Below are 15,053 nucleotides of genomic sequence, written 5' to 3' on the forward strand. Positions count from 1 at the left end.
TAGCCACAGCGCAGCTCTGGCATATAGCCGGAATCCCGATCTAATAAGGCTGATAATTCGCACCTGCGGGTGATGTGGGGAATAGGCGTGGGAATCAAGCAAGTCAAAGTTGACGTCAACGAGTTGACCATAGGCATGTTTGTGTCGGGGCTGGATCGACCTTGGTCGCAAACTCCATTCCCCTTACAGGGTTTTTACTTGCGCGATCTGGGCGAAATCAACCAGCTCAAAGCGCTCTGCAACTATGTTTTTATCGATATCGAAAAAGGTCGTGGCCCGATTGCGGCCAACCTCAAGACAATTGCTCCTTCTGCCAAAAAAGCCACTACCCGTGAGCGCGTAAGCTCATTTAACGAAACCGTTGCTCCGCTCAAAATCCAGCGCGGGCTCTACCGCGAGGTAGAACCACTGCAGCGCGAGGTGAAAAAAGCGCGCCAATTGCATCAAAAAGTTTATGGTGCTGTGGTGGAAGTGATGGATCAACTGGAGAAAAACCAGTTTGATGCGCTTTCGCTCGGGGAAACCAAACGTGTCGCCAGTGAAATGGTGGACAGTGTGTTGCGCAATCCCGATGCTTTTACCTGGTTGTCCAGGGTGCAGGAAAAAGATGAATACACCTATAGCCACGCTGTGCGTTCATCGGTGTGGGCGATATTATTTGGACGTCATATAGGTCTGCCCAAGCGCGATCTGGATGTACTGGCGATGGGTGTATTACTCAAGGATGTCGGTAAGGTCATGCTGGATTTGGCGCTGCTGTCCAAGGCAGAGCGCACGGCGGAAGAAGAGCATCTCTATGAAACTTTTGTTGAGCTTGGCTGTGAAATTCTGCGTAAAACCCCTGGTGTTGAACCGCGTGTTATCAGTGTGGTAAAAACCCACTGCGAACGCCTGAACGGCAGCGGTTTCCCTCAGGGTTTATCGGGCGATAAAATTCCCCTGCTCGGTAAAATCGCTGGCATAGTTACCTTTTACGATCATGTTACCAATCCGCGTGGTTCGCGCCACCCGATCGCGCCGTCCAAAGCGGTCGCCAAGTTGTACGAGCTGCGCAATATCCAGTTTCAAGAAGAGCTGGTAGTGGAGTTTATCCGCGCTATCGGCTTGTATCCCACCGGTACATTGGTGGAGTTGAGTACTGGCGAAGTTGCTGTCGTCGTTGAGCAAAACTTTGAACGCCGCTTAAAACCGCGTGTGATTGTGGTGTTGGATGCTTATAAACAACCGCTGGATGAATACCTGCTCCTGGATTTGTCGGAGGATGACAAGCGCAAGCAGGAGCTGCTCGATTCCGGCAAAAAATCCCGCTACGAGATTGAGAAAATTGAAATCGCACGGGATCTTGAACCAGGTAGTTTCGATGTAGACATCGCGAGTATCCGCGATCATTATCTGATGAAAAACGAAAAGAAGGGCCTTATGGCGCTGCTCAGCCGCCTGACTACCCGCACCTGATAATCCCTCTCAAAGTTATTGCCTATCTCCATAGTTCACAGGGTACAATCCTCACCCCCGATTGCCTCACCGGCACCGGGGCTATTTTTACGAGCAATACCCATCTATCCGTGCCCCATGGGGTTGTGTGTTATTAATTAATGAGAGTTGAATGATGTTTGAATGGTTAACAAGCCCGGAAGCCTGGGTTGCCCTGGCAACACTGACGGTGCTAGAGATTGTTTTGGGGATCGACAATATTATTTTTATTTCGATTCTGGTGGGGCGTTTACCCGAGAAGCAGCGCAAATTTGCCCGCAATGTGGGCTTGGGTCTGGCGATGATCACCCGCTTGGCGCTGCTTTTTTCACTTGCGTGGATTATGGGCTTGGTGGATCCGCTCTTTACAGTGCTCGGGGAAGCTATTTCCGGACGCGATATTATTTTGATCGGCGGCGGTTTGTTCCTGATTGCCAAAGCGACCCATGAAATACACGGCAGTCTCGAAGGTGCTATCGAAACTGAGCGCAATGTCGCGGCCCATGGTTTGATGATCGTGTTGGTGCAAATTGCCGTTCTGGATATCGTCTTCTCGCTCGATTCTGTGATCACTGCAGTAGGTCTGGTAAGCCAGGTGCCGATTATGGCGACCGCTATCATCATCGCCGTTGGTGTGATGTTGTTTGCCGCCAAACCGATTGGTGATTTTGTTGATGCACACCCCACTATCAAAATACTCGCGTTGTCGTTTCTGGTCATCGTGGGTTTCACCTTGCTGGTTGAGGGCTTTGATGTGCATGTACCTAAAGGCTACATTTACTTCGCCATGGCCTTCTCGCTCGGTGTGGAGATGATCAATATCAAATTGCGCAAACATCAAGATAAACCGCTTGAGCTGCGTAAAGATTATCCTGGCGACCAGCAGTAATAATTGGGATGCTCATGAAAAACAAACAGGCCGATCAATTGATCGGCCTGTTTGTTTTGTGCGTTATAAAAATGATTTTTATGGCAGCAGGGCGTTAGATTCTCTTACCCATGTGCTCGCCCATTTTGGTGGGTGCTCCGGCGCGGAATTTTTCATCCCAGAGGATTTTATCCTTGGCAAACAATACGATGGCAGTTGACCCCAGTTTGAAGCGGCCCATTTCATCACCTTTGTTCAACATGATGTTTTGGTAAGGATAAAGTGAGGTGGCAATGTCGCGGCTGGCAAAGGGCGCAATTTGCCCGTCCCACACAGTTTCAATGCCTGCCACAATCATTGCACCGACTAACACGACCGCCATGGGGCCTATATCGGTATCAAAAATAGCGACCGCGCGCTCGTTGCGCGCAAACAGGCGTGGTACGTTTTCAGCAGTGACGGTGTTGACCGAAAACAATTCGCCGGGAACACTCACCATCGCACGCAGTTTGCCGCCGTAGGGCATGTGCACACGGTGGTAATCGCGCGGGGATAAATATACGGTGGCAAAGGTGCCATCGGAAAACTCTGCAGCGAGCTCTTCATCGCCACCGAGCAGCTCCACGGTGGTGTAACTTTGGCCTTTGGCTTGAAAGATACTGCCATCAATAATCTTGCCCAATTGGCTGATGGCGCCATCGGCTGGGCAGACGATTGAATCGAATGCTCCATCGATTGGACGCGCTCCGGTTTTTAAGGCGCGGGTAAAAAAGTCGTTAAAACAATTATAAGCAAGCGGGTTTTCTTCGGCCGCCAAACTCATATCCACCTGATAGCGTTTTACAAACCACCGGATAAAAGTATTTTTAATGAGTGGGTTATGGCTGCTTGCCAACCAGCCGGCAGCGCGTGAAAGACCGTGCTGTGGAATAAGGTGTTGCAAGCGGATGAAGAGTTTGTCATTCATGTATTTTTATATTTCCTGCGTAGGCAGCGCGCTGCCCAAAAAATAAGAGGCGGCAGTTTAGCAAATAATTAATAACAGTGAGGTTCTTATGCGTAGATGGTTGCAAGTGTTCATTGTTGTGCTGATGGTGTTAATGGCGCCGGTTACACAAGCGCATGAAGGGCACGAGCACGCGCCAGTCACGATGAAAAAGGCAGTAGAAATTGCGCTGGCGACTGCGCGCGATGCGAGCATCAATTCACAGCCTGGCTTGGGGCTAGCGCAACTGGATCAGAGCTGGCGTAATTTGCCCACAAGTGCGGCGCACATTTATGAGAATGGGCGCGGTTATTATTTGGTGAGTGTTGCAAATTCGTCGCAAGCAAAAACACTGTACGTACGGATTTTGTTGGATGGCCGTGTCGAGGCGGCCAATTTTTCGGGCGATTTTGTTTCATCCGTTGCGACCAGTTCAGCCGGTAAATAAATTGTGTACCAAATTTGGCGCTTAAATTTTTTTCTGGTGATGTCGGACAGCGATTTTATCTTTCTGTGTCGCCTCAGTTTTCCGTTTGTTTGACAGCGCTGTCGCATGGGGGGAATATCGTTCGCTCGGTTGTCCACTTGTCTACCAGTGTATGTGAGAAAAAGTGTTGGTAGCTGACATAACAATAATTAGATCGCATGTGCTCTCTCCTATGATTTTGCTGTTCATAAGCACTCGCTGGACTTCTGATTGTGCTCGCCTCCTGGTTTGCCAGCGCTAGGCTGTGTAGTCGCTTATTCAGTGGCTGCACCGTAATGCAGGTGTACCGACGGCGACGGTGGTTCCCGAATCCGGGAATTGTCTCTAAATCCGGTTAAGTGAGGACGTGAATAATGAATAAGAATTTCATCAAAAGTAGTGGGCTAGGTGCTGCTTTACTGGCCTTTTCTGCCATGAGTTTTGGCCATGGTTTTGTCGATAGCCCCGGCGCGCGTAATTATTTTTGCGGCAAGGTAACCAAGCCCGACGAAGTAGCGAATGGTACGGCCAGATACCCGGTATGCGGCGACGCTTTTGCGAATGATTTCAACGGCGGTTATTCCTATATGAGCGTGTTGAATCACCATCAAGGGCGCAAGGTGCTCGGGCCAACTGCCAAAAATGTGTGTGGCTTTGACAGCGAAACCTGGCGGGGTGGCAAAACGCCTTGGGACAATGCCATCAACTGGCCTGTTAATAACATCAATTCGGGGTCGTTAGTCTTCTCCTGGGATATCAGTAACGGCCCGCATTTTGATGACACCTCAGATTTCCGCTATTGGATCACCAAACCCGGTTTTGTCTATCAAGTCGGACGCGAATTGACCTGGGCCGATTTCGAAGACCAGCCCTTCTGCGATCTACCTTACAACGACGATAATCCAGGCGCCTACCCCAATGTGCGCGCCGAAAAAGCCACCGCGCATATCCACACTACTTGTACGGTTCCGGCGCGCACTGGCCGCCATGTGATCTATGCAGAATGGGGGCGCGAACCGCCAACTTACGAGCGCTTCCACGGTTGTATTGATGTGCAAATAGGCGGTGGCGGCAACAGTTCAACACCGGTGGCATCATCGAGTCGTGCCAGTGTTGCGCCCAGCTCATCAAGCCGTGCGAGTGTTGCTCCAAGCTCGTCCAGCCGCTCCAGCATTGTGCCCGGTTCATCCAGTCGTTCCAGTGTTGCGCCTAGCTCGATGCCTGGCTCCAGCCGGTCATCCAGCAGTGTGGCCAACAATGCTGGGCTGAGCTGTAGCTATGTGGTGAGCAACTCCTGGGGTACAGGATTCACTGGCATTATCCGCGTGACCAATACCGGTACCACGAGCAAAACTGGTTGGACTGCAACCTGGCAATATGCAGGCAGCAATCGACTGACTAACTCGTGGAACGCCACTGTTACGGGTAGCAATCCTTATTCCGCGACCAATCTTAATTGGAACGGCACTGTCGGTGCAGGGCAATCGGTTGAGTTTGGCTTCCAGGGTAATACCAATGGCGGCAGTGTAGAGACACCAATCGTAACTTGCCGTTAAGCTCGGCAGGGCGTACATGCAATCAGCTGGGGTGCAGTGTTCCTGCTGATTGCAATTTTTTGGTTATTTTTTTGAGGTGTTGGGTGAATCGACACGGCTCCAACAATCCCTTGCCCTTGTGGGGCTCGTTGCTAGTGCTGCCGATACTGGCTCTGGCGGTTTATCTGCATTTCAAACCAGCGCCGGAACAGATGGTTCCCGAACTAACTCCGCTTAATGCAGTTGCGCAGAGTGAGGCGATTGCTCCTCGTTCAGTTGAGACAGCTGGCCCTATTGTTGTTGACGCTCCCGCTGCATTATCGGATGTGTCAGCAGCGCCTGTTGGTCTTGATCCCGAAGTGGCCCGCACCGCTGTGCAACAAGTGGAAAATAGTGTCTATGAGCGCGCCACCGCCATGTTTGAGCAGGAGCCGGTAGATGTTGAATGGGCGGCTGCGTACGAGCAATCGCTGCGTGCAATGTTTGCCCAGTATCAGGGCTTGCAGCGTGTCAGCATCAACAGCATTAGCTGCCACACTAGCATGTGCCGCATCGAAGTATTTACCCCGCGCGATGCTGACGCCGACTTTTTTACCGCGATGTTTTACGATGGGCTTGCCAATTTTCGCGCAGGCGAATTAAAGGCTGAAGCGGCGATCACGCGGCGCATGGAGCAGGGTATGACGTCTGTTTATGTTGCACGCAAGGATCACACGCTCGGCTTCTACTGAATTGGTCCCGCCCAACCTGTGGTATCTTTGGCGCCTCGATTGATCCGAGGTATCCACTCTTGTCTATCCCTGTTTTCCCCTTTCCTGTTTTTGGCGTCCAGGCACAACAATGACTGAATGGTTTGGTTTAAAAAAATCAACGCCTGCACCCGTGGAGCTGGGGTTTGAATTTACTATCGCCCGCTCGCCGCGGCGACGCAGTATCAGTATCGAAATCCGCAAGGCGCAGGTAGTAATCCGCGCACCCATGGGCGCCCCGCAACCCTTGTTGGTGAATTTCCTGCACGAAAAAGCGGCATGGGTCAGGGCAAAAATCCACGAGCAACAGCAATCGCTTGCGACTCAGCCAGAACCGCGCCGCTACGCGCAGGGTAGCCAGATCCCGTTTATGGGCGAGACATTAACGCTGGTGCTCGGACGCGGTTCGCGTGCGGCCATTGCGCGCGTAGATCAAAACTTGCACGTGATTTTATCCCCGCGCTCGCGCTTGAGTGACGATGCACAAATTCGCCAATTGCTCAGCCGTTGGTATCAGCAGCAAGCGCTCACGATTCTCACACGTAAAACGGCACAATTAACGCAAATGATGGGTTTGTTGTGTACGCAAGTCAGCATCAAAGCAACTCGCTCAAAGTGGGGGCACTGTACCAGCCGCGGCGCTATCCAATACAACTGGCAGATACTGCTAGCCCCCGAGGCCATAGTCGATTATCTTGTCGCCCACGAAGTCAGCCACCTGCGTCACCATAATCACAGTGCAGATTTTTGGGCGTTGGTCGCCAGCGTCTGCCCCACCTTCAAGGCAGATCGCGCCTGGCTCAAAGCCGAAGGCGCACACCTCAGTTTATAAACTCCAAAGGTTTTTTAGCATGAATGACATTATCGCTACCGATCCGCTCAGTGACGACCCCGCTGAAAATCTTGACCGCTTTATCGTTGAAGCCATGGAGTTGGGCTGTGTGTGGGGGCTGGAAGGGCCTGATGGCTGGGCGCTGAGCGCGTCAGAAGCGCACGATGATGTGGATGTCATGCCCTTTTGGTCGCAGGAGGGTTTTGCACGTGCGCACTGCCAGGACGATTGGAAAGACTATAAGCCGGTGGCGATTGAACTGGTTGAGTTTCTCGAAGATTGGTTGCCCGGTATGCACGAAGATGTGTTGCTGGTGGGTATCAATTGGAATGAAGAATTAGAAGGCGAGGAGCTGGAACCGCTGGATTTGCTCGAAGAATTTGAACTGGAGATGGGTGAGTAGGCCCTCTAATAAAAACCGTTTTGGGTAAATTGGTTGTAATCGTCATCTTCGTCGCCAAATAAGTGCATGTGCAGAATATCTACCTCATAGTGCTTGGCGTAATCGTTGAGCATTTTTAAGCTGGCCAAGCCCGGTGTCACGCTGTACCAATAATTGGTTGTTTCATCGTGAGCCGCCAGTACAAACTCTAGTGTGCCCGGTACCATCTTGCGGCTTATGTGGCTAAAAATTTTGCGCTGTAACTGCAAAACAGAAAAATTAAAATCGGCGCATAAGCGCATTAATTGCGGATACTGGGTTTCACGCCGGTCTTGCAGGCGAAGATCGCGACTAGCGAATAACTCATCCGGATTGAGCAATGTTTTGCAGGGTGGGTTGGGCATAAGTTTGTAGTCAGTTAATCATGGATAATACGTATAAGCTGACCGTCAATGGTCGGGCGCGCCAGCAGTTGTGTGCTGCTATTTTCCCGGAATGTCATTTTACTGACTCTTGTTTTTCTGAATGCAATTGAGCCGATTTATTATTTTACTAATTAATCAGCTTGGGTCTAAAGACGAATACTCAGTAAAAAGAGCGCGGATTAGACCACATTGACGTTAATGTACAAGTGCTTGTATTCACATTTTTTTGCTGTAAAGGAGTTTGGGATGAGTTTTATTTTCTGTGTACAAACACTATTGCGTCGAATCGTAACACCGGCTGTTGTGGTCAATACTAAACGATTGGTGATAGGATTTTTTATAACCTGTAGTTTGGGTTTGGCGGGATGTTCAAGTTTGCAACCGAAATTAGAGCAGCCCACTGTGAAAGTTGCCGGCTTGCAATTATTGCCAGCGCAAGGCTTGAGTCAGCCAATTGAAGTGAGCCTATTGATCGCTAACCCCAATGACCGCGATTTAACCCTGCGCGGCATGTCCTACACCGTCGGTATTGAAAACTTTGATGTGCTAAGCGGCGTGAGCAATCAACTGCCTACCCTGGCTGCTTATCAAGAAACGCCGGTCAAAGTGGTAGTCACTGCCAATGTGTTGCAGTTGGTGCGCTTGATCGAACACTTTGGTCGCAATGGCGTTAAAGAAAATGTAAATTACAATTTTTCTGCCAAACTGGATTTTAGTGCCTGGTTACCTGCGCTGCGCATCAATGAAAAAGGGATGATCCCACTTGCTGCAAAAAAGCGCTAAGACACAATTAACTGCTTAAACGATATCGATAAAACCGCTAATCATTTGTGTTATTGGCGAAACAATTTTTCTAAAATTCATCTAAAAAGAACCATCTGAATTTTGTATTTTCAGGATATTCAATGAGTGACGAAATAACCCTGCCCGAGGCCGATGAGCGTATAGCGCTCAAAGATTACACCGAGAAAGCCTACCTCGATTATTCCATGTATGTGATCCTCGATCGCGCCCTGCCGCATATTGGCGATGGTCTCAAGCCTGTGCAGCGCCGCATTGTTTATGCGATGAGTGAACTGGGCTTAAAAGCCAGCGCTAAATATAAAAAATCTGCGCGTACCGTGGGTGATGTGATCGGTAAATTCCACCCACATGGCGATTCAGCGTCATACGAAGCCATGGTATTAATGGCGCAGCCATTTTCCTATCGCTACACATTGGTGGATGGTCAGGGTAACTGGGGTTCACCCGATGATCCCAAATCCTTTGCCGCTATGCGTTACACCGAATCGCGCCTCACCAAATACAGCGAAGTCTTGCTTGAGGAATTAGGGCAGGGCACGGTTGATTGGCAGCCCAACTTTGACGGTACACTTGAAGAACCCATCGTATTGCCCGCCCGAGTGCCTAACGTTTTATTAAACGGCACTACCGGTATTGCTGTGGGTATGGCGACGGATATTCCACCGCACAATTTGCGTGAAGTGGTTAATGCTTGTGTGCATTTACTCGACAATCCGCAGGCGACGGTCAACGATTTGTGCCAGCACATTCTCGGCCCCGATATGCCCACCGAAGCGGAAATTATTTCGCCGCGTGAAGAACTGATCAAAATGTACGAAACCGGCCGCGGCAGTGTACGCATGCGCGCGGTTTGGCAAAAAGACGAAGAGTCGGGCGATATTATTATTACCGCACTGCCGCATCAGGTCAGTGGTGCAAAAATCCTGGAGCAAATCGCTGCGCAGATGCAGGCCAAAAAATTGCCGATGGTTGCCGACCTGCGCGATGAATCTGATCACGAAAATCCTACGCGTCTAGTAATTATCCCGCGCTCCAATCGCGTTGACGTGGATCAGGTGATGCAACATTTATTTGCCACCACCGAGTTGGAGCGCACCTATCGTGTCAACATGAACATGATTGGTATCGACGGTCGCCCGGCAGTGAAATCGCTCACGAAAATTTTGAGTGAATGGTTGAGTTTCAGGACCGTCACTACCCGCCGCCGTTTGCAATATCGTCTGGAAAAAGTGGAAGAGCGTTTGCTGCGTTTGGCAGCATTGATGGTGGTGTTCCTCAATGTTGATGAAGTGATCCGCATCATCCGCGAAGAGGATAATCCCAAACCGGTACTGATGGAGCGTTTCAATTTAATTGAGATGCAAGCGGAATATATTCTCGAAACCAAATTGCGCCAATTGGCGCGCTTGGAAGAGATGAAAATTCTGGAAGAAAAAACCGCGCTGGAAAAAGAGCGCGATGGTCTGCAAAAAATTCTTGAATCGGCAGTGAAATTAAAAAATCTGGTGCGCAAAGAATTGATCCAAATTGCCGAGGCCTTTGGCGATGATCGCCGCTCGCCGATTGTTGCGCGCGCGGAAGCTCAGGCGTTGACTGAAACGGAATTGCTGAGTGTCGATCCGGTGACGGTAGTGATTTCCGACAAAGGTTGGATTCGCGCCGCGAAAGGTCACGATATAGACCCGGAAGGCTTGAGCTACAAAGCGGGCGACAGTTTCAAATATGCGCTGCGCGGCAAGAGCAACCAGCAAGTGATTTTGATTGATTCCACCGGGCGCAGCTATTCATTGCCTGCGCATAACTTGCCTTCCGCGCGCGGCCAAGGCGAGCCATTGAGTGGCCGTATCAGTCCGCCCAGTGGTGCGACTTTTGAAGGTGCTTTGATGGGCACGGACCAGCAGCGCGTGCTGCTGGCGTCGGATGCTGGTTATGGTTTCATCGCCCGACTGGAAGATCTCACCAGTAAAAATAAAGCGGGTAAGGCACTCTTGACTCTACCTGACGCAGCGCTGGTTTTGCCGCCACAATTGCTTGATAATCCCGAGCATGCATTGTTGGCGGCAGTGAGCAATGATGGCCGCCTGCTGGTGTTCCCGGTAACGGAATTGCCGGAGCTGGCGCGCGGTAAAGGCAATAAGATTATGAATATTCCATCGGCGCGCGCAGCGGCACGTGAAGAGTTTGTAGTCTCGGTCAATGTCATCAGCCCCGGTCAGTGCCTTACGCTGCATTCGGGCAAACGCCACATCACCTTGAAAATGTCCGATCTTGAGCATTACAAAGGCGAGCGCGGCCGACGCGGCAACAAACTTCCTCGCGGTTTCCAAAAGGTGGATAAAGCCGAAGTGACCGATAAGTGAGTTAAACAATAGGGGCGGTTATTCCGCCTTTATTTTTAGTGTAACGCGCGCAGCAAACAATTACACAACCCAGATAAAAGAATGCAACAACAATAACGCAGGAGTTTTCATGAGCTCAAAAGACAAGCGTCGCCATGTGCGTACATCCTTTGCTTGCCGGATTAAAATTACCCATGATTCAGTGGGTGAGTTGTTGGTAAAAACCCGCGATATTTCTGATGGTGGTGTATTTGTTGTGCTTGAACCTGAGCAAATACCGCCAGTTGGTACGAGGCTTAGGGGGCAGGTGCAGGGGCTGATGGATGATGCACCGGTATTACAACTGGAAGTGGTACGTGTAGAGCCAGCTGGTGTCGGCTTGCGTTTTATACAAGAAGATTAGTGTCTGGCTTACCTCGTAATCGCTTGTCCAGGCGATTGCTTATTAATTATATCGCTGCAAAGCGTTTTCCTTTTTTGGTGCTTTCAGAATCTGCTGAGTCCGTACAATACGAATAAGATCACAGCAGAGTACTGAAAACTGAAGGAGTTTTTGTGTACAAGCTTATCTATAAAAACCAATTTGCTGCAGGGTTTGATGTGGATCAAATCGTGGGTAATTTGGCGCAGTTGCTCCAACTAAAACCAAAAACCGTTCGCTTGGTGTTTCTCTCGCAACGCCCCAGTGTGATTAAAATTCTGGAATCCTCTGCCGAGGTTGAGCAGTGGCGCGCTGCATTTTTGGAGGCGGGTGTCCATCTGGATGTGGTGAGTATGGCCGCAGCAGATGCCGATAGCATTGCCGACCAAATTGAATTGGAATTGGAGCTGCACAGTCTCGATGAGGAGCTTGATGAAGAGGATGAAACTCCACGCCAGTTGTTGGTTAAGAAAATTATTGCGCGTGAAGAAGCGGAAGATGCTGAACTCGCGGCCGCTAATGCGGAGGTAGCTCCTGTACCTGTTGTTGCAGAAATAACTGCACCAAAAAAATCGGAATCTGCACAACAACCGATTCCTCCTGCAGCTCCTGCAGTAACAGAAAAAATTAAAACCCCGACAGTAAAAGAAAAAAAACAGTCAGTAGCCAAACCAGAAAAAAAATCGACGGAGCAGGCTGTCGCAGCAAAAGCCGCAATGACTCCGGCGATCACTAGTTCCCCCTTACCAGAGACGATAACTGCCATTCCGGAACTGGACGTTGCGCAAGCACAGCAAGGCATCGATGAGCCTGTCATTAAAAAGGATGCAGTTGTTACGCTCGCAACGGAAGCTAAAACAGCTCCGGAGCTTGATGCTAAACGTGAAGTTAACACAAAAACTGAAATTGATATTGAAGCTGGCAGTAAACCGCAATCAGAACCTGATGCGGAGCCTGAAATTGCTACTGCAGCCATTAGTTCCCAGTCAGTCGAGTTAGAAGAAAAAACAGAGGAAAAAACAGAAGATGTGCCAGCGGACGATGCTCACGTGGAAGTGGATTTTCATAAATCCTCATTTCTGTGGGGCATGTTAGCCATCCTATTGGCTATAGCACTAACCGCAGCAACCATCTTATGGTTAAAGCGCCCCTTGTGGCAGCCAGTGACACCTTCAGCGCAAAATGAAAAAATAGTGAATGCGCTCGCAACTGAACCCCTGTTTGCATTGGCGCATGTCGATGTGCCGCGCCTGCAACAATTGCCCGATGTTCTGCAATCCGGTGCGGGCTTAACTAATTTGCCCGCACCCGATGTGAATTTCTGGCGCAAGCTGGAAGAGTCCGGAATCAATATTGCGCAGCAATTGGATCAAGTCTGGATCTCCGCTTATCGCACCAATAACCAAACCCAGCCGCTCTGGGTTTTGACCGGGAAATTTAATGCGGAAGAATGGCGCGCTTGGTTGAAAAAAAATTATACGATTGATGAAGACTCACCACAGCAAGTCGTGTTTTCGTCGGTAGATGAAAATACCTGCGAAAAGCAGCCGGTGATGATGGCCGTAATTGACGCTGACCGGATTGTGTTGGGCGCGCCGGAGCGAGTTGCCGCATTTCGTGGGCGTTTGGATGCCGGTGCGCCTGCCGATAAAGATTTATCGGATTGGCAAACCATTAGTTCAAAACAAATGCTCAGTGTTGCGTTATTTAATCCGGCGCAATTTTCCGAGGCCTCTACGGCGATGGCACTGGGGAAATTGTCGATAGATGTTGCACCGGTAAAAGGGATTTATCTCGGAGTGGCGCCGCAGTTATTTCCGCCGGTGCTGAAATTTAATGCCGTCATGGTAGGTGCTAATCAAGAGTTTATTAACGCAGCTGAAAAGGCTATAGCTCCGCTGCTCAGCAATGCAAAAAATACCATGGTGCAGGATTGGCCGGAAACTTTATCCATTTATGAGCGAATCAAACTCACCAAATTGGAGCAGCAATTACAGGCTTCGGTATTTTTCGATGAGCAGTTACAACCGCAATTACAATTATGGGTTAACTCGTTATTAGCGCGAACCTTTGCCATGAGCGATAACCCAACAGTAATCTCGGATGAGCGGCTCGATGAAAAGCCGCGTGCATTTAGTGAGTTACCATCATCAACCTTACCTGACTTTGCGCTAAACAAGCATTTAAATACCGCGTTCACAGCGCAAACAAGTACAGGCCCGTTTGGTGTGGGAATTAGCAGTATTGATGCAACTGCAGAAGGTACAGTGATTACTCTGGATGTCAGCGCATTTAATTTACCTAATCTCGGCAAAGAAGCAGATCCTATTCAATTGCGTATTCTCGATATCGTTGATCACCAGGATCAGTCGTTGTTGTCGCCGGGTAGCTGCGATGCAACTGGCGTGCGTCGTGTTGCCAAAATCGACATGGTTTACGACGGCGCGTTTCTTGATCAGGGGCAGCCGATTCATTACGTCGGTACACAGGGAACGAAAAAAATTCTGCTGCCGGAGAATGTTAATCTCTCCTCGATCGGCGCAATTAAAGGTGAACTTAGTTACAACTTACCGCTCAACGTCGAGCGTATAAAAGTGGATTTGCCATTGGCTGGTAAAGTAATTAATTCACATGGACTGCAATTGCGCTTCCTGTCTTCCAGTGCAAGCCGTTTGTATTTTCAGCACGGAGGTAATAGCGAAGCACTTTTACAAGTAAATGCATTAAATGCAGAAGGCAAGGTGCTGGCGACAACCAATGCAATGCGCGGTGTGAATTTTTTAGCCGCAGGAGAAACCACCAGTATTGATGTGCAAGGTAGCATCGCCGCCGCCGAAGTGATTGTGGCGAGCAAAATGGAGAAAAAAATATATCCATTCAGTTTTGGGCGCATTCAACCGCTGGAGCAAACATTTGCACAGGAAAAGCCTGCGCCCGAATTATTAACGGTAGCAGCATTGGCTGCGCTTAAACAGGATTCACCACCAACGGATGTCCAATATCCCTTTCAGGCTCCGCAGCAAACCATTGTTGCAGGGCCGGCGTTAATTGCGGTAAATCAAATGAATATCCAGGCACAGCAATTATCGTTAATGGCTGATATTTATCTGCGCAACCAACATCCGTTAACACGCCAACTCAGCGCGGCGCGTTTTTTTATTACGGAAGTAGAAGATTCAGCCGGTAATATTCACTCTGTAAATTTTCAGTCACCCATTGCGTTGGAACATGCTGGTGGTACATGGGCAGAAGGAAAATTTCAAACTGATCCCGCACAGCCCTGGTTGCGCGGTCAATTGGATTTGCGCGGGCAGGATTTAGGCGTGAGTGATGTTATTGCTTTCTGGGGCAAGCTGGTTTTCTTGGCAGCATCAGATCCTATTGCAATTCAATTACCGTTCCAGTTCGGTATGCAGTGGAATGGCGCTGACTCCTCATTTAAATTGGCGCGCTGGGAAGCTGGGCGCTTGTTATTTGATATTCACGGCAGCTTTCCCGAACTTATGGCAATCACCGCATTGGATGACAATGGTGCAGCCGTGAGTCAAGCAGCAGAGTTGCGTGGTAACCTCGGCGTAAATCAGGTTGAGTTGCCCATTAAGCAACGACCCGCAACAATCGAATTCAGTATTGCGCGCAATCAGCAAACCGCTGAGTTTCCTTTCGAGATTCGTGCGCAGTAGCCCCAATGTGAGTTGGTTAAATTGCAGAAACTATCGCGTAGGAAAGTAATGGAGATTTTTTTAAAATAACTACAATTTGTAAAATGCAGAT

At 49.6% G+C, this 15,053-nt stretch carries 13 protein-coding genes; 11 read left to right on the top strand and 2 right to left on the bottom strand.

Annotated elements, in window-relative coordinates; all coding sequences use genetic code 11:
• Positions 1–87: 87 nt before the first annotated feature.
• A complete protein-coding gene (locus B4E62_RS17940) occupies positions 88–1,455 on the top strand; it encodes an HD-GYP domain-containing protein (RefSeq protein WP_310067375.1) in 1,368 nt (455 codons plus the stop codon).
• A gap of 154 nt (positions 1,456–1,609) precedes the next feature.
• Positions 1,610–2,362, top strand: coding sequence for a TerC family protein (locus B4E62_RS17945; RefSeq protein ID WP_331353092.1), 753 nt, complete (start codon positions 1,610–1,612; stop codon positions 2,360–2,362).
• Between the two features lie 94 nt (positions 2,363–2,456).
• Here B4E62_RS17945 and asd read toward each other — a convergent pair whose 3' ends face one another.
• On the bottom strand, positions 2,457–3,308 hold the full coding sequence (gene asd / locus B4E62_RS17950) for an archaetidylserine decarboxylase (RefSeq protein WP_331353020.1): 852 nt from the start codon (positions 3,306–3,308) through the stop codon (positions 2,457–2,459).
• A gap of 88 nt (positions 3,309–3,396) precedes the next feature.
• Between asd and B4E62_RS17955 the strand changes: the two genes are divergently transcribed.
• The 5 genes from B4E62_RS17955 (at position 3,397) to B4E62_RS17975 (ending at position 7,311) form a co-directional block, all read left to right on the top strand.
• Positions 3,397–3,774 carry a DUF6488 family protein gene (locus tag B4E62_RS17955; RefSeq protein ID WP_331353021.1) on the top strand — a complete coding sequence of 126 codons (378 nt, stop codon included), beginning with the start codon at positions 3,397–3,399 and terminating at the stop codon, positions 3,772–3,774.
• 392 nt (positions 3,775–4,166) lie between these two features.
• The gene (locus B4E62_RS17960) at positions 4,167–5,348 is read left to right on the top strand and encodes a lytic polysaccharide monooxygenase (protein ID WP_331353022.1); all 1,182 of its coding nucleotides are present in this window, start codon (positions 4,167–4,169) and stop codon (positions 5,346–5,348) included.
• 83 nt (positions 5,349–5,431) lie between these two features.
• Positions 5,432–6,058, top strand: a complete 627-nt coding sequence (locus B4E62_RS17965) for a hypothetical protein (RefSeq protein ID WP_331353023.1) — start codon at positions 5,432–5,434, stop codon at positions 6,056–6,058.
• A 109-nt stretch (positions 6,059–6,167) separates the two neighbouring features.
• Positions 6,168–6,908: a SprT family zinc-dependent metalloprotease gene (locus B4E62_RS17970; protein WP_331353024.1), complete on the top strand. Its 741-nt coding sequence runs from the start codon at positions 6,168–6,170 to the stop codon at positions 6,906–6,908.
• 19 nt (positions 6,909–6,927) lie between these two features.
• Positions 6,928–7,311 carry a DUF2750 domain-containing protein gene (locus B4E62_RS17975; RefSeq protein WP_310067360.1) on the top strand — a complete coding sequence of 128 codons (384 nt, stop codon included), beginning with the start codon at positions 6,928–6,930 and terminating at the stop codon, positions 7,309–7,311.
• A gap of 5 nt (positions 7,312–7,316) precedes the next feature.
• On the opposite strand, the gene B4E62_RS17980 is transcribed toward B4E62_RS17975, so the two are convergent.
• Positions 7,317–7,694: a hypothetical protein gene (locus B4E62_RS17980; RefSeq protein ID WP_310067358.1), complete on the bottom strand. Its 378-nt coding sequence runs from the start codon at positions 7,692–7,694 to the stop codon at positions 7,317–7,319.
• 267 nt (positions 7,695–7,961) lie between these two features.
• Here B4E62_RS17980 and B4E62_RS17985 point away from each other — a divergent pair, with 267 nt between their 5' ends.
• The 4 genes from B4E62_RS17985 (at position 7,962) to B4E62_RS18000 (ending at position 14,962) form a co-directional block, all read left to right on the top strand.
• On the top strand, positions 7,962–8,498 hold the full coding sequence (locus tag B4E62_RS17985; protein WP_310067356.1) for an LEA type 2 family protein: 537 nt from the start codon (positions 7,962–7,964) through the stop codon (positions 8,496–8,498).
• 122 nt (positions 8,499–8,620) lie between these two features.
• On the top strand, positions 8,621–10,879 hold the full coding sequence (parC, locus tag B4E62_RS17990) for a DNA topoisomerase IV subunit A (RefSeq protein WP_331353025.1): 2,259 nt from the start codon (positions 8,621–8,623) through the stop codon (positions 10,877–10,879).
• Between the two features lie 109 nt (positions 10,880–10,988).
• Positions 10,989–11,261, top strand: a complete 273-nt coding sequence (locus B4E62_RS17995; RefSeq protein ID WP_331353026.1) for a PilZ domain-containing protein — start codon at positions 10,989–10,991, stop codon at positions 11,259–11,261.
• A 152-nt stretch (positions 11,262–11,413) separates the two neighbouring features.
• Positions 11,414–14,962, top strand: coding sequence for a hypothetical protein (locus tag B4E62_RS18000; RefSeq protein ID WP_331353027.1), 3,549 nt, complete (start codon positions 11,414–11,416; stop codon positions 14,960–14,962).
• Positions 14,963–15,053: the final 91 nt, after the last annotated feature.

Origin of the sequence: Cellvibrio sp. UBA7671 (assembly GCA_002483145.1) — a bacterium.
GTDB lineage: Bacteria > Pseudomonadota > Gammaproteobacteria > Pseudomonadales > Cellvibrionaceae > Cellvibrio > Cellvibrio fibrivorans.